Annotated in this window: 10 protein-coding genes; 8 read left to right on the top strand and 2 right to left on the bottom strand. The window is 40.2% G+C overall.

Annotation, left to right across the window (positions count from 1 at the left end; translation table 11 throughout):
• Positions 1–16: 16 nt before the first annotated feature.
• Genes AAA970_RS18110 through AAA970_RS18100 form a run of 3 tightly spaced genes read left to right on the top strand, consistent with a single transcriptional unit; the run spans position 17 to position 4,299 of the window.
• On the top strand, positions 17–1,111 hold the full coding sequence (locus AAA970_RS18110) for a glycoside hydrolase family protein (protein ID WP_338238303.1): 1,095 nt from the start codon (positions 17–19) through the stop codon (positions 1,109–1,111).
• A 3-nt stretch (positions 1,112–1,114) separates the two neighbouring features.
• Entirely contained in the window at positions 1,115–2,554 is a 1,440-nt protein-coding gene (locus AAA970_RS18105; RefSeq protein ID WP_338238302.1) for a sulfatase family protein, read from the top strand.
• Positions 2,555–2,580: 26 nt separating this feature from the next.
• Positions 2,581–4,299 carry a glycoside hydrolase family 2 protein gene (locus tag AAA970_RS18100; protein WP_338238301.1) on the top strand — a complete coding sequence of 573 codons (1,719 nt, stop codon included), beginning with the start codon at positions 2,581–2,583 and terminating at the stop codon, positions 4,297–4,299.
• 97 nt (positions 4,300–4,396) lie between these two features.
• Here the strand turns inward: AAA970_RS18100 and AAA970_RS18095 are convergent, their stop codons facing one another.
• On the bottom strand, positions 4,397–5,209 hold the full coding sequence (locus AAA970_RS18095; protein ID WP_338238300.1) for a cyclase family protein: 813 nt from the start codon (positions 5,207–5,209) through the stop codon (positions 4,397–4,399).
• A gap of 580 nt (positions 5,210–5,789) precedes the next feature.
• Between AAA970_RS18095 and AAA970_RS18090 the strand changes: the two genes are divergently transcribed.
• The gene (locus tag AAA970_RS18090; protein WP_338238299.1) at positions 5,790–6,020 is read left to right on the top strand and encodes a hypothetical protein; all 231 of its coding nucleotides are present in this window, start codon (positions 5,790–5,792) and stop codon (positions 6,018–6,020) included.
• A 521-nt stretch (positions 6,021–6,541) separates the two neighbouring features.
• Here the strand turns inward: AAA970_RS18090 and AAA970_RS18085 are convergent.
• The gene (locus AAA970_RS18085) at positions 6,542–7,912 is read right to left on the bottom strand and encodes an alpha-amylase (protein ID WP_338238298.1); all 1,371 of its coding nucleotides are present in this window, start codon (positions 7,910–7,912) and stop codon (positions 6,542–6,544) included.
• A gap of 751 nt (positions 7,913–8,663) precedes the next feature.
• Here AAA970_RS18085 and AAA970_RS18080 point away from each other — a divergent pair.
• From AAA970_RS18080 to AAA970_RS18065, 4 genes are all read left to right on the top strand, one after another.
• On the top strand, positions 8,664–9,386 hold the full coding sequence (locus tag AAA970_RS18080; RefSeq protein WP_338238297.1) for a hypothetical protein: 723 nt from the start codon (positions 8,664–8,666) through the stop codon (positions 9,384–9,386).
• 1,705 nt (positions 9,387–11,091) lie between these two features.
• Complete coding sequence (locus AAA970_RS18075; RefSeq protein WP_338238296.1) at positions 11,092–12,933, top strand: hypothetical protein; 1,842 nt, start codon at positions 11,092–11,094, stop codon at positions 12,931–12,933.
• Between the two features lie 1,371 nt (positions 12,934–14,304).
• Positions 14,305–16,221, top strand: coding sequence for a hypothetical protein (locus AAA970_RS18070; RefSeq protein ID WP_338238295.1), 1,917 nt, complete (start codon positions 14,305–14,307; stop codon positions 16,219–16,221).
• 1,404 nt (positions 16,222–17,625) lie between these two features.
• A complete protein-coding gene (locus tag AAA970_RS18065; protein ID WP_338238294.1) occupies positions 17,626–19,557 on the top strand; it encodes a hypothetical protein in 1,932 nt (643 codons plus the stop codon).
• Positions 19,558–20,377 lie beyond the last annotated feature (820 nt).

Genomic DNA, 20,377 nt, shown 5'->3' with positions numbered 1-20,377 from the left:
TTTTTTATTGAGCAAGATGAAAGTATTTTTTCAACTGTTTGGCTTGTTGTTTTTTATCGCAGGCTGCAGCAAAACGAAATTGGAAAGTCCGGATTTCAAAATTGAGTTCGGCCCGGTGAGTGAACAGTCGGTTTTTATATCGGATACCATGAGTATCTGGGGTGGTTCTGTCGTCAAAGGGGAGGATGGCCTTTACCATATGCTCTATGCACGCTGGCCTAAAAATATTGGTTGGGAATGGCTCACCTATTCTGAAATTGCTCATGCGGTCTCGGAGTCGCCCTTTGGTCCCTGGGAATTTAAGGATGTGGCTTTGCCGGATCGCGGGGAAGCATACTGGGATGGCTTGTGTACGCATAATCCCACGGTACATTATTTCAACGGTAAGTATTATTTATATTATATGGGCAATACCGGCGATAAGAAAATTGTCAGTGTTCCCGGAAAACCAAAGTTGAACTGGTTGCACCGGAACAATCAGCGGATTGGAGTGGCAGTGGCGGATTCCCCGAATGGTCCCTGGAAAAGATTTGATCAGCCGGTGTTGGACATCAATCATGAAGATGAAAGTGCACCGGATGCCCTGATGACTTCCAATCCTTCCGTCTGCCAGATGGCTGATGGTAAAATTCTGATGGTTTATAAAGCGGTAGGAAAGCAATACAAGTTGCCTTCAGGTGGCCCCGTAGTGCATATGGTGGCGATAGCGGATAGCCCGACAGGTCCTTTCAAAAAGTATCCCAAGCCTGTCTTTTTGGAAGAAGGGGTGCGCTTTCCGGCAGAGGATCCTTATATCTGGTATCAGGAAGGCAAGTACCGGGCAATTGTAAAATATATTGAACATGAGGGTAAAAAGCGGAACTTCTCTTTGGTGCATTATGAATCACCGGATGGAATTGACTGGCATAAAGCAAAAGATTTTCACATTTCCGATCGAATCTTCACCTGGGAGAATGGCCGTACACAACAATTCACCCATTTGGAGCGTCCGCAGGTTTATATCGAAAATGGTGAGCCCGTAGCCCTGATGTGTGCTGCCGATACCCTGGATGAAGCGGGTGTAAGGCAGTGCTTTAATGTTCAGATTCCATTGAAAATCACAAAGAATTAAGTTATGTTCAGCTTGTTAAAAAGCAGCCTTCTTGCCCTGCTGATGATGGGGGCTGCCGGGCTGGCTATGGCCGGTAAGCCGCTCAATATATTGTGGATCAATTGCGATGACCTGGGAAGGGAAGTAGGATGTTACGGAAATCAGGATGTCTATACGCCCCATATGGACCGTTTGGCCAAAGAGGGTATCCGTTTTTTAAATGCTTATGCCAATGCGCCGGTATGTTCTGCCAGTCGTTCCTCTCAAATCACTGGCATGTATCCTTCATCGGTGAATTGCCTGAGTCACCGGGCGGTAACCAAACATGCCTTGCCGGAGGGAATCGTACCGGTGATGGAGCTCTTTCGCCAGAACGGATATTTCTGTACCAATGGCTGGGCGCATAATTTAGATAAGCCCGGCAAAGAAGATTACAATTTTCAGGGGACGGATTTCTTTGACGGAACGGATTGGCAAAAGCGTAAAAAAGGTCAGCCGTTTTTCGCACAAGTGCAAATTCATGAACCACACCGGACCTTTGTTCATGATCCGGATCGTCCGGTGGATCCTGCCAAAGTTCAATTGCCGGAAGAATATCCGGATGAGCCACTGATCCGTGCCGATTGGGCCATGTACCTGGAAAGTGTACAGGTGGCGGATAAACGCATTGGGAAAATTTTGGAGCGCCTCGAACAGGAGGGAGAATTGGAAAATACCGCCGTCTTTGTTTTCGGGGACCACGGTCGCCCTCACCTAAGGGATAAACAATGGCTATATGAGGGAGGCTTGCAAATTCCATTGCTGGTGTATTTACCCGAAAAAGGGAAGGCCGGGCAGGAACGTTCGGACCTGATTAGTCTGATCGATGTTACGGCAAGTTCTTTGGCTTTGGCGGGTATCCCCATTCCGGATTATATGCAGGGGAAGGATGTTCTGGGTGGTGATCAGCGAGAATATGCATTTGGATTTCGCGGACGCTGTGGTGATGCGGATGACGATATTCGGTCGGTTACAGATGGACGGTATAAGTTGATTTGGAACAAGAGGATTGACTTGCCTTATATGCAGTTAACTTCCTATAAAAAATTGCAGTATCCTGCTTTTACTTTATATAAAGAATTATACAGGACGAATCAATTACCAGCACCTTACAATCAGTTTATGGCTCAATCGCGTCCTGAGGTGGAGTTGTATGATTTACAAAAGGACCCGGCGGAGTATGCGAATCTGGCGGAACAGAAATCTTATCAGAAAGTAAGGAAACGGCTTTGGAAGGTGTTGCAGCAGGAGCTAGCTTCCGCCGAGAAAAATCTGATTCTGGAATCGGCAGCAGAAATTCAGCGGGCCAAGTCGGGCTCGATGAAGTATTGTGAAAAAGGCATGATCAAGCGGGGCTTGACTGCGGAACCTTCCGATCCTCAGCTTTTAGATTATTGGGAAAGTACTTTATTGAAGGCACAGTAGTTTGGGGAAAATTTAATAATATACTGATGAATTTATTGAATCGATTTTTTTGGGTCAGCCTGTTTTTTTTATTGATTTCCTGTCAATCCCATGGTCCGAAAGAGATGAGCCTGAATGGAAGCTGGAACTTTTTAGCGGATAATGACATTACCGAACCACAGGTATTGACTTCGGATTTTACACAATGGACCCACTTGCCCGTTCCCGGAAACTGGGATACGCAGGAAGATTATTCCACTTATACAGGAAAAGGATACTATCAGCGTAATTTTAACATTCCCGCAGATTGGAAAGGCAAGCAGGTGCGAATAAAATTTGATGCTGTTTACCAGAGCGCCAAAGTGTGGCTCAATGGTCAGTTATTGGGTACTCATGTGGGTGGTTATACACCTTTTGAGTTTAATATTTCTGAGATAGCACACTATAATGGTGAGAATAGTTTGGTGGTGCAGGCAGATAATACCTATAGCCGCGGTGCCTGGTGGCCGTGGGGAGGGATAAGTCGTTCGGTGAGTTTGCTTTGCAATGAGTCGGTGAGAATAGCATATCAGCATATTACTGCTACACCTGATTTTGAACGAAAATCGGTGGATTTTATGGTAAATATAGTATTGGAAAATAATGCTAATACGAGTATTCAAATGCAATTGCAAACCATGATCGCCAGTAAGGCCTTACAAAAAAAGGTGGAGCTGGCAGCCGGTGCTCATCAGACGATTAAGTTCGAATACACCGCTCCCTTAACAGATTTTGAATTATGGGATATGCATCATCCGAATTTATACCATTTGGAAACTAAATTAATCGGAGAGGATTGTGTTTGGGATGTAAAACAGGATCACTTTGGGGTGAGGAAAATTGAAGCAATAGGGGAACAGTTATTCCTCAATAATAAACCCATACGGCTGAACGGCATGAACCGGGTGCACGATCACCCGAATTTTGGGAATACAGAGCCGGATAAGTTGATAAAAATGGATATGGATGGTATTAAGGCTTTAGGGGGACATTTTTCCCGATTGATGCATGCCCCACTTTCCAAAAATTTATTGAACTATTGTGATAGTATTGGTTATTTGGTGATTCAGGAAATTCCGGTTTGGGGAGATGATGATCCGCAGACCTTCGCCCATAATCCTCAAACGGAACAATGGATGCGGGAGATGATTCAGCGTGATTACAATCACCCCTGTGTGATAGGTTGGAGTGTGGGCAATGAGCTGCGTGACCCTGTTGCGCCTTGGGGAGAAAAAAGTCTGACCAAGGATCAATATGCTTATGTAGACAGTATGCTGGACTTTTTAACGTCACAGGATTCCAGTCGATTGAAAACTTACGTGTCCATTACGGCTTATGGAAAATATACCGATCAGACCAATGAACCCTATGAGAAGCTGGACTTGATCTGTATCAACAGTTATGGAAATGCCGTGGGCTTAGTGGAAAAAACACATGAGAAATTTCCGGGCAAACCGATTTTTCTATCTGAAATTGGCCGTAAGCAAATAGGCGGGAAGCCGGAATCTGAATTGTCGGAACAACTGGTGAATGATCTGAACATTTTAAGGGAATATCCTTATTTGGTAGGCTATGCTTTATGGAGTTATAATGATTATCGAAGTGGTTATAAGGGTACGCCGAAATCCGGATTCAGAGAGTGGGGGGTGGTAGATGCTTATCGTCAGCCGAAGAAAGCTTTTGCTCAAATTAAACAGATAAATGACTTTTGGGGTGGGGAAGAATAAAGTCCTTATGTTTTTTCTGTTCCAATAGTAATAATTTAAGGCTTATGGCACAAGCAATAAGATCATTGGGATAGCCCCTCTGATCTTATTGCCTTTTTTATTCCCTGATCCTCGCCACTATCCGTAAAGGGGCACCACTTCCCCCTTTAATTTTCATCGGGAAAGCCATGATGTCAAAGCCTTCTGCCGGCAACTTCATGGAAAGGTTGACATTTTCAAAGACCGGAATTTGTTGTCCCAGCAAGATGACATGACTCTGAAAATGAGTCGATTGTCCGTAATCAATGCTTGGGGTGTCAATCCCAACGGCGTTGATATTGCGCTCATCCACCAGCCATTGTGCCGCCTCCGGCGCCAGGCCTGGGAAATGCAATTCTTTTACCGCTTCCGGCCCTTTATTGATGGTTCCCAGGTATTTCTTTTTATCCCCGTAATATTTTGCATAGCCGGTTTCCAACAGGATAATGGCCTGATCCGGGATGGGGTGACCTTGTTGACTTTCCCATTGCATCAAATCCTCAATGCTGATGAGGTAGTCAGGGGATTGCAGGGCGCGTTCTTTGATGTCAATTTTAATCGCTGGACCGGCGAGTTTTTCCAGCGGAAGCTGATCTACTGTTTGTCCTGTTTTGGAAAAATGAATAGGCGCATCGATATGGGTGCCCCCATGTTCTGCGGCACAAAAGCTGTTGGCCGCATAGTAATATCCTTTTTCTGTCTCTCCGTGAAAACCGGAATCCAATTGAAAGTCAGGTTCTGTAACCCAGTAAACAGTTTCTTTGGAGAAATCATGAGAGAGGTCCACCAGCTTCTCTTTGGAGGGAGATGGCTTTTGAATGGTTTCTTCCTCCTCAACTTGACAAGAAAGGAGGAGGCAGCATAGCAGGAACAGGAGTAGGGGAGTTTTCATATGTGGTTTGGTTTTGGTATTATAATATAAGAAATTATCGAGGATATGGAAAGGCGGAGAAGGGGTGATTCTCCTCAAAAATGTATGCTGATATTTAGGGGTTTTTCAGTTATTATTTTAGTGTGGGACTAATGTTTTTGGTGCCAACGACCACCATTAATTTTTACATAGCGCGTGTTTTTAGTCAAAATTCGTAATAATAATTTAAAGAAAGGTAGAAGCTGTGTAAGATTATTTTTATATAATATTTACCTAAATACTGCATAGGGGCGTACTACTGCTGATTGGAGGCGAAGTTTTGATTGAATGGCACTTTAGAGCGTATTTTAAAACCAAAATTCGCAGCGACAATTTGATGATTGCAGAAACGATACCCGATTATTTAGAGAGAATAGCATCGCTATTGATTAGAAATTATTCAACATTTCCTTCAATAATTCGAATTTGTAGCCGGATGGTGCATCTATTAACACGTTTTTAAGCAATGATTTTTTCAGACTACTCCTCTACTTTGAGAAGAATTCGTATATAATGAGGAAGCTTTCCTAAAAGCGGAAGGTTTGATTAAAAAAATATAGATATGAAGATATTTGTAATCATTGTGGTGCTGTTAATGGCCTTGGCCGGCCTGTATTACCGAGGGGAGAAATCAGTCCATATAGAAAAGGATATAGCGGCCTCTCCCAAAGAGGTGTGGAAAGTTTTGATCAATACCGAAGCTTATGCTGATTGGAACACCGTAATAAAGCCATTAAGCGGGACGGTAATGGAAGGTCAAAAACTTAACCCGAATTATTCACCGCTAAATTAATTGACTAAGCGTAAGTGGTTTGTTTTTAGTTTATTATAATTTATTTTCTTTAGTTTATAATAGCCCAAATTTGGGCAAGCTTGCTTTCTCCTCATTCATCTGTTTCGTTGGAAAAAACTCGAAATAGGAAACTATTCCTTCATTTTTTCCGCCTTACAGCTAAACGAGGATTTAAGCCTGAATAATCCGGGTTAAGTACGAATATTGGAATGGTTCCGGGAAGAAGAGCACAATCAAAGTTCAGGTTCGAAAGATATCTCCGGAGCGATTATTACAACAAGGAGGTGGAATCCCCTTGATCTTTTCTTTTGAACATCAGTACCAATTACAGGCGGTTAATGAGAAAACGCGCTTGATTATTCATCAGGAATTCAGGGGAATAGGAGTGAATTTTTGGGGGCCAAGGTTCGTCCAGCAGGCTTTCGAACGTTTGGCTTTAGAAATAAAAACTACTTCAGAGCACAAGTCAAAAAAATGATAAGCGTTAAAATACTATCTAACACTTATCATTTTTCAAATTTTTATTTTATGGACCAAATAGAATAACTCTTTGGTGGTGCCTGAATTTTGACCCATTTTCCACTTTGAGTGGTAGGCATCCAAGCAGAGTGGCCGGAATAATCTTTGATAGCGGTATTTGACCAATTGGTTTCAATCCACCTTTCTTGCCAGAAATCCGCATTGTTGAGATAAACCACCAAGCCAGGAGCGCTACCATATCCATTTCTTCTGGCCACATATTCATCATTATCAGTATATAGGATACTGGTATTGCCTGTAGCCAAATTGTTGTGAATCCAAATCAGATTATTCAGCTTGTTTTTATCTAACCATTCTTCATAATCACTATAAAAGATACAGGGATATCCCTCATGAGTGAGGATATAGGCATAGGCCAAATTTTTATTCCAAATTTCATCAGTATCATGATTAGTGACGAAAGTTACCGCCTTGTAAGCGTTCCTTTTCCAAAGCATATCACTGTTCAGTTTATTCAAGTCGTTACCATCAAAAGCATCGTTCATGGCATAGTAACAGGCAAAGTCAAAGGCGGAGGCATTGGCTTCATTGGCCCACCATTCTAATGTTTCGGCATTCCCGTCCCAATTTTCGCCCACCGCAAAACCACCGTTATGATGGATCCAGTCTTTCACCACCCATGGTTCAAACCCTTTGACATAATCGAAACGCCAGCCATCTACCCCAATTGTTTTGTAAAAGTTAGCCACAGAATAATCCGTTTTCCAAAGCCAGTCCTGTACATAGGTTTTATGGTGGCATAAATCCGGATACCCACCGAATACCCCCCAGTCATGAGTATGCTGATCGTTAGGATGAAAATCATACATGGTTCGATTAAATTTTCCGGAGGCCGGTGTAAAGTTGGTCCAGGTATTGGTGCCTGTGAAAATGTTTTGTTCCAAATTTCCACCGCTATTGTGGTTGATCACAATATCCGCTATCACCTCAATATTGTAAGTGTGTGCCGTGTTGATGAGGTTTAAGAGTTCATTTTTAGAACCAAATCGAGTTTCCACGCTACCCATTTGATTAAATTCACCTAAGTCAAAATAATCCATAGGATCATAGCCCATAGAGTAGGGGCCATTTTGGGCTTTAGAAAATGGGGGCAGCCAAATCGAACTAATTCCGGCGTGATTCCAGGAGGGAATTTTAGTGGAAACTTCCTCCCACCAGTTTCCCCCTGCGGGAACATCCCAATAAAAAGCTTGCATCATTACCGTTCCGCTGGCTGGAACAGGACTTAGGCGCTGATTGGCCACTTCCGTGGCTTGAGGCTCCTCAAGGGGCATTTCCGAGCTACAAGCATTTAGGCCAATGAATAGAAATGTCAGGTATAACCAGGCATTTCTGTTTGAAAATAAAATCATAGTGTTAAATTTTGGGTTAATCGCTGCAATCGACAGCAATAAGAAATTAAATACAATCCTTTTAAAATCAACAACTTATGTTTCGGTATTGTAATATTTCTAATGGTAACGATTTCGATTTTAATGAATTTTCAATAAACACCCTCTTTAATTGTTAAATGCATAAGTCTCTGATGTTGTGTTTATTGCGCTTTGTGTATTTTTGATGTGATCATTTTTTATATTTTTTTGTTTGATGAAGATTCACACTATTGAGCAAAGGGCCTGGCACAGCGCATCACTATTATTTCCTTCGATCCATGAATAAGGTATGAGGAGTTTTTTTGGGCGCCGATATTTTTCATCCGTTCCGTAGAGCGCAATTCACCCTCCGTGAAGGTAGCTCATAAGTACAATACCTTGGAACAGCTGACTGCTGAATGGTAATCGGGGAGCGTTTCCCGAAATAGGATGCTTAAGCCGAAATATGATGTTTAAATGCGGGTTTTGCTGCAAGCTGCGAAAAATGATGGAATTGTTCCTATTCCAAGTTATTTCCGAGGAAGTAGTGGAAAGGGAGCAGAGTAATCTTGCTCAAATTGAGGCTATTAAAACACCAGAGTGATTACTTTAAGGCATTGAAACAATTTTAGGGGGTGATCATTACGATTGCTGCTTTTTTATGGCCGGACTTTTTACCACAATCTAATTTACTTTCAATTTCCGAGCTACGGAAAATCGATAAATTGCAAGTTCATTGAGTTTCAATTAGATGAGAGATATTTACCAGATCATAATGTTGTTTTGTTTGTTGGCATTTTCCAAACCAGCTAGGGCGCAGGAAAATACACAAGAGGGGCTATCCATACAATGGGCGCCGCTTTCCAATATTAATGTTGGGGCACCACATTGGAGAATGGGGCTGGCTTTTCAGCAGGGGGACTGGCGCTATTCCCTGGATGGTGGACTGGGCACAGCCGGAATGAACCATCAAATTTGGAAGGATAATTCAAAGGCTTTGGGAGCAGATTACCAATATTGGGAATTACGTCCGGAAGTGCAGTATATTTTTGCCCGCAATCAGGTACTGGATTTCTATGCCGGCGGGGAGCTGTTTTATGAACAAAATAGCCATACTAAAACGGATAGCTATTATTATATTAAAAATGAGAAAGGCAAGCATTATTTTGAGCAGGCCGATTATATGAGAAACCGTTTTGGCGGGCACCTGAAGGCTGGTATACGAACGAATTTCGCCGGAAATTTTGCCTTTGAAGCCTGGGTAGGCCTTGGCATGGCTTATAAAAATGTCTATTTCCGAAATGTACAGTACACGGATGATGAGGTTAGTGGAGGTTATCCCTGGTGGTTTTTCATGCAAAACAGAACCAAAGGAGGCTACCTGAATCCATCGGTTACTTTTGGCCTGAAGCTGAGTTACAGGCTCTGGAATCCGGCGGGTAAATCGATCAAAAAGGCTCACCTAATAGAGTAGCACTACTTAAAGACGCATCGCCCGGAACTTTCTTTCTAAGTGATGAAACCTGGTTTTGCCGCTGCAGATGCGGAATTTCGGGGTTTTTAATGATGTTGTGCGGCGACTACGACCGAGTCCATGGAATTTGGCGGTGGGTTGTTTGAAGGATGTTGGGTTCGCTGTAAGGATACGGCAGGGTAGTTGGAGAGCATGAAGCCGCCATACAGCCAAGCCTTACATTAGGATTAGGGTAGTTTGAAAACCCACGATTAAAATCATGGGTTAGGAAGTGTTGGTTTTTTGAGGAGCTCTTGCGGTTTGGGCTTAATGTTCAAGTCATTTGCGTAAATTAGTGTTGTTCATGGCTAAAAACTAAACACTGGTCGTAGTCTTCGCATGCGGAATGAGGATGTTTAGTAATAATATTGCGCGGCGACTACGACCGAGTCCATGGAATTTGGTGGTGGGTGGTTTGAGGGATGTTGGGTTCGTGATTTTATTTTTGGCGGGGAAGGGGAGCTGGCTGAAAAATGGGTGTTTAATGTTGAACCCTTTCAGGGTTCTGTTGCCTCGGGTATTGATTCGATGGTTTTTACCCATCGCTATTTAGTTCAATCCCTTCGGGATATTTATTAAAGCAGGCTAATCAATTAAATACCCGGAGAACTAGGGTAGCAGATGATTTAAAAATCCATTTGCGTAAATTAGTGCCATTTGTGGCTAATACCTTGCTAAACACTGTTCGTAGTCTTCGCATGCGGAATGAAGATGTTTAGTAATAATATTGCGCGGCGACTACGACCGAGTCCATGGAATTTGGCGGTGGGTTGTTTGAGGGATGTTGGGTTCGCTGTAAGGATGCGGCAGGGTAGTTGGAGAGCATGAAGCCGCCATACAGCCAAGACTTACATTAGGATTAGGGTAGTTTGAAAACCCACGATTAAAATCATGGGTTAGGAAGTGTTGGTTTTTTGAGGAGCTCTTGCGGTTTGGGCTTAATGCTCAAGTCATTTGGGTTAATTAGTGTCATTTGTGGCTAATACCTTGCACCCAATTGCTTCCAATAATTCCTTCCAATTCGGGGAATTTGTACTTGCGCGCTCTTCGCTTCAGTGCCCTTTTATTAACAAAATCTGCTATTCCTTCATGGCTGAAAATTAGAAATAAATCCTGTTAATACGGAATAATTCGATCGTTCAATATGATATCTTAAATTATAGTTTTGACTTAATAAATTATTTATTGAAAGCAACTTGTTATTTTTGAGAGAATGGCTTTGGAGAAAAATGTTTCAAAATTTGGCTTTTAAAACTAATCAAACCTTACATAAGTCTGTAGGGGGAAATACTCAATTAATTAAGTCTAAAGTGGAGCGTTGTTTGCGTAAAAGTCTAGTTTGGAGGGTTTTGTGAGTGTTTTATGTGATTTTAATTTGTTTTTATTGTTGTATTCTTGTAATAAAGAAACATGTCTTCTTATTGAACCTTGTTCTGAATTATACTTTTATTACATTAAATTGCAGTAATTAATTTTTGGATGAGATTCCTGCAAACCATCGTTCTTAGCATTAAGCTGATATTCAGATTAATAATGTTGAGTTCTGATTTTGGCTAGGAGAAGTATCTGAAAATATAAATTGACTATAAACTTAATCAACTGACTAATAGGGATGCCGGAATAGGTGTCTCTTCCGCCTAAGCGGAATTATTAACCTATATACAAGATGACTTCAAATCTACCCACCACTCATCGGGGCATCAGTTGGCTGTTGCTTGCCCTTTTTGCCTTGCCGATATTCACTGCCTGCCAAAAGGATGAACTATCTCCTGCGGAGCAACAGCTACAGTCGGATTTGGAAATCCTATATACCATCTTAGAGAGCTATGGGGTAAGTTCCCCGGAAAAGGAAAGCCGGGTGACGGTTAATGAGCAGCGCATTACAGCGGTAGATTTTTCCGCACTGGAATTGACGGCCATGGATAAGCGTCTGTATGAGGTGAATATCAGTAAAACCATTGACCTGCGGAATAATCAGTTGGATATGGAGATTATTCAGGAGGTCAAAGCCAAATTCCCGGGCCGTGAGGTGTTGGTTTCCGGTAATCCGCCCTATGAAAAAGATGTGGAGCTGGAGACCCTGGAAAAACTCGGCATAAGCGGGGACTCGGATAGGGTAAGCAGAAATGCTGATGGCTATGTAACGGGGCTGGATTTGTCGGATATGGGGTGGACGGAAGTGAATCCAGTGGTTTATGAATTCCCCTATTTAGAAGATTTAAATTTGAGCTTGAATGAACTGCAGTATTATCAATTTAAGGCATTAAGCGAAGCGTTGGAAAATGTGAGTATTGATTTCAGCGGCAATACCTTTTATGAAATCAGTTTGGAAGAAATCAACCGCTTTCAGCAGTATCTGGATTTCAATAATGTCGAAGCAAAAGCGGAAGAAGTGCTGACTTTCTATACGGAGGAGAATGCTATTTATGATAGAATTTTGGAAGATCAGACTACTGGTTTTATCAGCGCTATCGATCTTTCTGCACACAATATTGTTGACTTGGCTTTACCATTGCCCGTTTTTCAGGTGTTAAGGGTAAAAGTACAGGAAATTGATTTAAGTAATTCTTCCTTTGGTTTAGATGCCATAATGGATGATACCAGAGTAGGTGCGATTTATCCGACGGTGGTGGAGAACAATGCTAAGCTAGATGAAACCGCAGCGGCTTATTTAGAAAAGCAAACCTCAATGGTTGATTTTTATGAGGGATTGAGTTGGGATATTGGGATTATTCAGGATTATGCTCCTTCTCCATTCGCATCATTTGTAGATTTGCCCAAAGGCACTGTTGAAGGAAAAATATTCAAGCAGACGATACTTTATTTTTTAGGAAATTTTGATTCTTATTCAAGATTTATTGATCTGTCTTTTGACTTAGATTATTTAATGATTTTTGTTCCGGGGCAAGAAAGGATAAGAGGAACTTCCATTAATTTGACTCAATACGTTGGTAATTTAGCGACAGGTTCAGAAAATAGAATTTGGGCCCTTCGTTTTTTAGATGAGTTAGTTTTAGATGAAGGGTTTCGCAATCTTAAAACCAAAATGAAACTAGGTGTTGATAAATGGAATTGTTTTCGTGCCAATTCAATTAAAATTTCGAAAACCGCTTTATTCGATATCCAAACCCCTTCATTAGCAATTTCGGGTGGGATTTTAGAATGCCCAGATAATGAGCTTGATATTTCTATTGTTGGTGAAAATTTCTTTTTGAGGGGGATACCGCAGGATCGAAATGAAAATATAAAACTTAATTTGATTGATGGAAGTGGCCTTACTAGCGAGTCAAGAGGGATGGCTAGGATTGTTATTGATTTTTCTAAAGAGGGCAGTTCAAATCCGCATATAAAACCAGATGTAGATGTTTACTTTCAAATTACTCAATTTAAAGATTTGGAATATTTTGAGTTAAATATTACCGGTGCATTATATGTTTACGGCTCTCAGTCCGATCTTGATCAAATAAACGAAACAGTTATCACTGCCAGGGAAATTATATTCATTTAATTAATGATTTAAATGAAAAATATTTTATTTTTTTTACCCCAACACTGGTCGTAGTCTTCGCATGCGGAATGAGGATGTTTAGTAAAAATATTGCGCGGCGACTACGACCGAGTCCATGGAATTTGGCGGTGGGTTGTTTGAAGGATGTTGGGTTCGCTGTAAGGATACGGCAGGGTAGTTGGAGAGCATGAAGCCGCCATACAGCCAAGCCTTACATTAGGATTAGGGTAGTTTGAAAACCCACGATTAAAATCATGGGTTAGGAAGTGTTGGTTTTTTGAGGAGCTCTTGCGGTTTGGGCTTAATGTTCAAGTCATTTGCGTAAATTAGTGTTGTTCATGGCTAAAAACTAAACACTAGTCGTAGTCTTCGCATGCGGAATGAGGATGTTTAGTAATAATATTGCGCGGCGACTACGACTGAGTTCAGGGGATTTGACGGTGGGTTGTTTGATGCATGTTGGGTTCGCGATACGGTTATTGGCGTGGAAGGGAAGGGGGGCTGGCTGAAAAATGGGTGTTTAATGTTGAACCCTTTCAGGGTTCTGTTGCCCTGGGTATTGATTCGATGGGTTTCACCCATCGCTATTCAGTTTAATCCCTTCGGGATATTTATTAAAGCAGGCTAATCCATTAAATATCCGGGGAAGTAGGACAGCAGATGATTCAAAAATCCATTTGGGACTAAAACCTTGCGCTCAATTACTTCCAATAATTCCTTCCAATTCGGGGAATTTGTACTTGCGCGCTCTTCGCTTCAGTGCCCTTTTATTAACAAAATCTGCTATTCCTTCATGGCTAAAAATTGGAAATAAATCCTCTTAACATGGAGTAATTCGATCGTTCAATATGATATCTTAAATTATAGTTTTGACTTAATCAATTCTTTATTGAAAGCACCTTTTTATTTTTGGGAAGATGGCTTTGAAGAAAAATGTTTCAAAATTTGGCTTTTAAAACTAATCAAACCTTACATAAGTCTGTAGGGGAAAATACTCAATTTGTTTAGGCTAAAGTGTAGTGCTGGCTGCGTAAAAGTCTTATCTGTAGTGTTTTGTGCGTGGTTTATGTGGTTTTAATCTGTTTTTATTGTTGTATTCTTGTAATAAATAAACATGTCTTCTTATTGAACCCTATTCTGAATTATACTTTTATTACATTAAATTGCAGTAATTAATTTTTGGATGAGATTCCTGCAAACCATCGTTCTTAGCATTAGGCTGATATTCAGATTAATAATGTTGAGTTCTGATTTTGGCTAGGAGAAGTATCTGAAAATATAAATTGACTATAAACTTAATCAACTGACTAATAGGGATGCCGGAATAGGTGTCTCTCCCGCATTAGCGGAATTAATTAACCTATATACAAGATGACTTCAAATCTACCCACCACCCATCGGGGCATCAGTTGGCTGTTGCTTGCCCTTTTTGCCTTGCCCATACTCACTGCCTGCCAAAAGGACGAACTATCTCCTGCGGAGCAACAGCTGCAGACAGATTTGGAAATCCTATATACCATCTTAGAGAGCTATGGGGTAAGTTCCCCGGAAAAGGAAAGCCGGGTGACGGTTAATGAGCAGCGCATTACAGCGGTAGATTTTTCCGCACTGGAATTGACGGCCATGGATAAGCGTTTGTATGAGGTGAATATCAGTAAAACCATTGACCTGCGGAATAATCAGTTGGATATGGAGATTATTCAGGAGGTTAAAGCCAAATTCCCGGGACGTGAGGTATTGGTTTCCGGTAATCCTCCTTACGAAAAAGATTTGGAGCTGGAGACGTTGGAAAAGCTGGGCATCAGTGGCGATTCTGATCGGGTCACCAAAAATGCCGATGGTTATGTGACGGGGCTGGATTTGTCGGATATGGGCTTAGTGGATTTGGATTCCGCTATCTACGGATTATTTCAGTTGAAAGAAGTGAATTTGTCGTTGAATGATTTGCAGTTTCATCATTGGTATGGCTTAGATCAGGCTTTTGGAAGCATAGAAATTAATATGGAGGGAAACCGATATTTTGAGGTTTCTGAAAAGGAAATGGCTCGCATGCAAGCTTATTTAGATCACAGTGAGGTGGATGCTGAAGCCAAAAATGTACTGACCTTTTATACGGCCTCCAATCAATATGCCGATGACGCATTAGAAAATGGCTCTTCTATGGGCTATATCGCCACAGTTGACCTTTCTCCCTATAATATTTCTGATCTTGCAGTTCCATCCGATGGCTTTCAGTTATTGATCGCAGAGGTGGAATCTGTGGACCTGAGTAATTCTTCCTTTGGCTTGGATTCCTACATGGATCCCAAAAGGGTAGGGGCACTGAGTTATCAGGTGCAAAGTCTCCTTGCAGATAATTCAACTTACCCAGACCCTTCATTTGAAGAATTAAACGAATTTCCTGTAAAATGCTTGGTGAATAATAATAGTTTATTTGAAAATGAGAGCCTTAATTACCTGAATAAACAACAAGAATTAGAAACTTTTTTTGAGCTCCAAGACTGGATTGTACCCGGAAGATGGGATGTTGTCACGTCTCAGTATGGGGCAATAATTACACTTATATATCCGTCCTATTCAGCAAGAACTGCATTTGATAATATGTCAGCAGATGATTTGTATGAAATTTTCTTTAATTTAGAGTACTTGAAAAACATTCAGAGTTTCCATATAGGCACCTCTCCACACAAGGATGATTTGGATATGTGGACTTTTTCTAATTCATATAATCTGTCTTCCAAGAAGAGCTTTTCCTTTTTCACGAATGAATATATTTACTTTCCTGATAGTTTTAATCAATTGAATACGAGTTGCCAATTTGGCTTGTTCCCCGGTGAATTTAATAATTCATCTTCTACGTTTTTCCGTGATTTTTATAAAGGTGTTAATGCTTGGAAGGTTGAAATTGATACAGATGCTCTTTCGTCTATTAGTACTCCAATATTTCACTTTGATTTAGGTACTATATTTATTAATGCTAGTACTTTAAATGTTGGTTTTCAGGGCACTTCTTTTAAATTAGATGCAAATAGGTTGATTGATGAAGGAGGAAATAATGAGATTGAAATTAATTTTGATTATGGTCACTCTAGAACAAATGAGGAGATAGGGACGGAATATTTAATTTTTAGTATTGAAGAAAGTAATAAATTAGTAAATGTTAATATTGAACTTTCAGAATTTCCAGATTTAAAATTTTTATATATTAAAACCACGGGAGAAGTGAAGTTAGATTCTGAGTTATTAAATCGTATATCGGAATATACAATTATCTCCTCTGAATCATAGAAATGTGTTATGAAGGCATTTAAAATATTTTTATTTGTATATATATCAATTTTTACTTCTGCTTATGGTCAGACATTCTGTGATAATGTGGAGTTTAAAGCCCAACACTGCTCGTAGTCTTCGCATGCGGAATGAGGATGTTTAGTAAATATATTGCGCGGCGACTACGACCGAGTCCATGGAATTTGGCGGTGGGTTGTTTGAAGGATGTTGGGTTCGCTGTAAGGATACGGCAGGGTAGTTGGAGAGCATGAAGCCGCCATACAGCCAAGCCTTACATTAGGATTAGGGTAGTTTGAAAACCCACGATTAAAATCATGGGGTAGGAAGTGTTGGTTTTTTGAGGAGCTCTTGCGGTTTGGGCTTAATGTTCAAGTCATTTGCGTAAATTAGTGTTGTTCATGGCTAAAAACTAAACACTAGTCGTAGTCTTCGCATGCGGAATGAGGATGTTTAGTAATAATATTGCGCGGCGACTACGACCGAGTCCATGGAATTTGGCGGTGGGTTGTTTGAAGGATGTTGGGTTCGCTGTAAGGATACGGCAGGGTAGTTGGAGAGCATGAAGCCGCCATACAGCCAAGCCTTACATTAGGATTAGGGTAGTTTGAAAACCCACGATTAAAATCATGGGTTAGGAAGTGTTGGTTTTTTGAGGAGCTCTTGCGGTTTGGGCTTAATGTTCAAGTCATTTGCGTAAATTAGTGCCGTTTGTGGCTAATACCTTGCGCCCAATTGCTTCCAATAATTCGGTCCAATTCGGGAAATTCCTGCTTGCGCCCCCTTCACTTCAGCTCCCTTTCATTAACAAATCGGCTATTCCTTCATGGCTAAAAATTGGAAATAAATCCTCTTAACACGGAGTAATTCGATCGTTCAATATGATATCTTAAATTATAGTTTTGACTTAATCAATTCTTTATTGAAAGCACCTTTTTATTTTTGGGAAGATGGCTTTGAGGAAAAATGTTTCAAAATTTGACTTTTAAAACTAATCAAACCTTACATAGGTCTGTAGGGGAAAATACTCAATTTATTTAGTCTAAAGTGGGGTGTGGTTTGCGTAAAAGTCTAGTTTGGAGGGTTTTGTGAGTGCTTTATGTGATTTTAATTTGTTTTTATTGTTGTATTCTTGTAATAAAGAAACATAGCTACTTATTGAACCTTATTCTGAATTATACTTTTATTACATTAAATTGCAGTAATTAATTTTTGGATGATATTCTTGCAAACCATCGTTCTTAGCATTAGGCTGATATTCAGATTAATAATGTTGAGTTCTGACTTTGGTAAGGAGAAGTATCTGAAAATATAAATTGACTATAAACTTAATCAACTGACTAATAGGGATGCCGGAATAGGTGTCTCTCCCGCATTAGCGGAAATAATTAACCTATATACAAGATGACTTCAAATCTACCCACCACCCATCGGGGCATCAGTTGGCTGTTGCTTGCCCTTTTTGCCTTGCCCATACTCACTGCTTGCCAAAAGGACGAACTATCTCCTGCGGAGCAACAGCTGCAGACGGATTTGGAAATCCTATACACCATCTTAGAGAGCTATGGGGTAAGTTCCCCGGAAAAGGAGAGCCGGGTGACGGTTAATGAGCAGCGCATTACAGCGGTAGATTTTTCCGCACTGGAATTGACGGCTATGGATAAGCGTCTGTATGAGGTGAATATCAGTAAAACCATTGACCTGCGGAATAATCAGTTGGATATGGAGATTATTCAGGAGGTTAAAGCCAAATTCCCGGGACGTGAGGTTTTGGTTTCCGGTAATCCGCCTTATGAAAAAGATTTGGAGCTGGAGACCCTGGAAAAACTGGGCATCAGCGGGGACTCTGATCGGGTAAGCAGAAATGCTGAAGGCTATGTGTCCGGGCTGGATTTGTCGGATATGGGCTTAGTGGATTTGGATTCTGCTATCTATGGTTTATTTCAGTTGGAAGAAGTGAATTTGTCGTTGAACGATTTGCAATTCCATCATTGGTATGGTCTAGACCAAGCTTTTGGAAGCATAGATATTAATATGGAGGGGAACCGATATTACGAGGTTTCTGAAAAGGAAATGGCTCGCATGCAAGCTTATTTAGATCACAGTAAGGTGGATGCTGAAGCCAAAAATGTACTGACCTTTTATACGGCCTCTAATCAATATGCCGATGAGGCATTAGATAATGGCTCTTCAATGGGCTATATCGCCACAGTTGACCTTTCTCCCTATAATATTTCTGATCTCGCAGTTCCATCCAATGACTTTCAGTTATTGATCGCAGAGGTGGAATCTGTAGATTTAAGTAATTCCTCATTTGGACTGGATTCCTATATGGATCCCAAAAGGGTTGGGGCGCTGAGTTATCAGGTGCGGTCTTTCAAAACCGATGGGATTTTAGTATCTGATCCTTCTTTTGAAGCTTTGGAAGAGTTCCCTGTTTTAGTAAAAATAGAAAACAATAATAAGTTCGAAGAATCATTAGCTTCATACATTCAGAAGCAAAAGGAATTAGAAGATTTTTGGAATAAACAAGCATTTTATGTTTCCGCAAGATGGGATTTAGTACCTACAAAATTTGGACCCGTAATTATAGGGTGTACACCGCCTTGGTGGCAACCTAATATAGTTTTTGATTCGGATTCACTATATGATCTTTTTTTTAGTTTAGAATATTTTCGCAACATCAATTCATTCAATATTGACTTTTATATTGAACAAGGCGATGATTATTTAGATATTTGGGATTTTGTGACTAGATATGAAATTGGTTCGAAAAATAGTTATTCTTTATTCTTTAATAAACGAATTAAATTTACAAAAGAGTTTAGTGGTTTTAATTCCACCTGTAAAATAGGGTTACTCCCAGGATCGAGTTATCCAACAAGTGCTTCTATATTTAGATATTACTATAAAGGTATTTATGTTCAAATAATAGAAGCGGATGAAATTTCCTTTTCGTCTATAAGTACACCTGTTTTTCATATAGCTAGTAAAAATTTTATAGTGTCAGAGTCTGCTGAAATAAATATCGGTTATCAAGGTTCATCTTTTAAAATAGATTGTGATAGTATAACAAATACTACTAATGATGAAATTATTAAGATTAACTTTAATTATGGTCACTCACGTACTTCAGAGGTATTAGGCACAGAGCATCTTGTTTTTAGAAATAAATATAGTAGTAAGGATGTCGAAGTGAATGTTGACTTAAAAGAATTCCCTGACCTGAAGCGTCTATTTATAGAAACAACAGGCACTATAAATTTGGATGAGAATGAATTATCACGTATTCCTGATGTTCATTTAGTTGCTAGGAATTATTCAAAAGGAAATTAATATGAATGGGGTGAAATTCTTCATGTTCTTGGTTTTGTTTATTATAAGTGGGAAAATATTTGGACAAACCCCATTTTGTGATCAGGTACAGTTTGAGGCACCAAGCTTTCTAAAATCATCATTTCTTGATGGTAATTTTAAATGGATTATTGAAGTCAGAGACATTGGGACAGGTAAGGTTGAAAAGTATATTCAGTACACTTCTGAAAGCACTTCAAATTTCATTAAGGCAACTGATTACCCAGGGAAACAAATCCAAGTGTCTGTTTCAAGGGGTGGGTTCATAAGTCAACCTTATAGTTATTTTGTGATAGAGGAAAGTGCAGTTTTAGCAAATAATGACAGTACATTCAAATCATCTAAATATTTAAATTTTTATAATGAATCCTCTAATTGTTACTCAGGGTCAGTATTTGATTTTAATCATGCAATAGATCTGCCGTTTACTGGCCAGCTATATCTATATGACAAAGATAGAGAAATAAAGCATTCCGTAACTTTTAAAGTCACAAAGGATGCTCTTACAGATCCTAAAGCATTCCCAGAATCTTTAATAATAGATGGATTAAGGCTTCGGTATACTAAATTAAGTGAGGAATCAAAGACCATTACTTTTTTTCAATTTAATGTTCAAGGATCAACTCGTTGTACTGATTTAATCAAGCTGCAGACACCATCTTCAGAGACTGAAGACTTTCTTGTTACCACTCCAAAATCAACTTTAATTTCTAATACTTTTGCTTCAAAAGTAGAATTCCCCCTAGACTTATCCGGTGGTAATTATACCGCTTATACCGGAGAAACCCCTCCCTCTTATACC

This window comes from Persicobacter diffluens (assembly GCF_036244895.1).
Lineage (GTDB): Bacteria > Bacteroidota > Bacteroidia > Cytophagales > Cyclobacteriaceae > Persicobacter > Persicobacter diffluens.
Note: the sequence above shows the minus strand (reverse complement) of the source record. Positions and strands in the feature narration are given on the sequence as shown.

Excerpts from the sequence above, each read along its gene's own strand:
- AAA970_RS18065 (WP_338238294.1), top strand. The coding sequence starts at position 17,626 with ATGACTTCAAATCTACCCACCACCCATCGGGGCATCAGTTGGCTGTTG.
- AAA970_RS18075 (WP_338238296.1), top strand. The coding sequence starts at position 11,092 with ATGACTTCAAATCTACCCACCACTCATCGGGGCATCAGTTGGCTGTTG.
- AAA970_RS18085 (WP_338238298.1), bottom strand. The coding sequence starts at position 7,912 with ATGATTTTATTTTCAAACAGAAATGCCTGGTTATACCTGACATTTCTA.
- AAA970_RS18100 (WP_338238301.1), top strand. The coding sequence starts at position 2,581 with ATGAATTTATTGAATCGATTTTTTTGGGTCAGCCTGTTTTTTTTATTG.
- AAA970_RS18110 (WP_338238303.1), top strand. The coding sequence starts at position 17 with ATGAAAGTATTTTTTCAACTGTTTGGCTTGTTGTTTTTTATCGCAGGC.
- AAA970_RS18070 (WP_338238295.1), top strand. The coding sequence starts at position 14,305 with ATGACTTCAAATCTACCCACCACCCATCGGGGCATCAGTTGGCTGTTG.
- AAA970_RS18090 (WP_338238299.1), top strand. The coding sequence starts at position 5,790 with ATGAAGATATTTGTAATCATTGTGGTGCTGTTAATGGCCTTGGCCGGC.
- AAA970_RS18080 (WP_338238297.1), top strand. The coding sequence starts at position 8,664 with ATGAGAGATATTTACCAGATCATAATGTTGTTTTGTTTGTTGGCATTT.
- AAA970_RS18095 (WP_338238300.1), bottom strand. The coding sequence starts at position 5,209 with ATGAAAACTCCCCTACTCCTGTTCCTGCTATGCTGCCTCCTCCTTTCT.
- AAA970_RS18105 (WP_338238302.1), top strand. The coding sequence starts at position 1,115 with ATGTTCAGCTTGTTAAAAAGCAGCCTTCTTGCCCTGCTGATGATGGGG.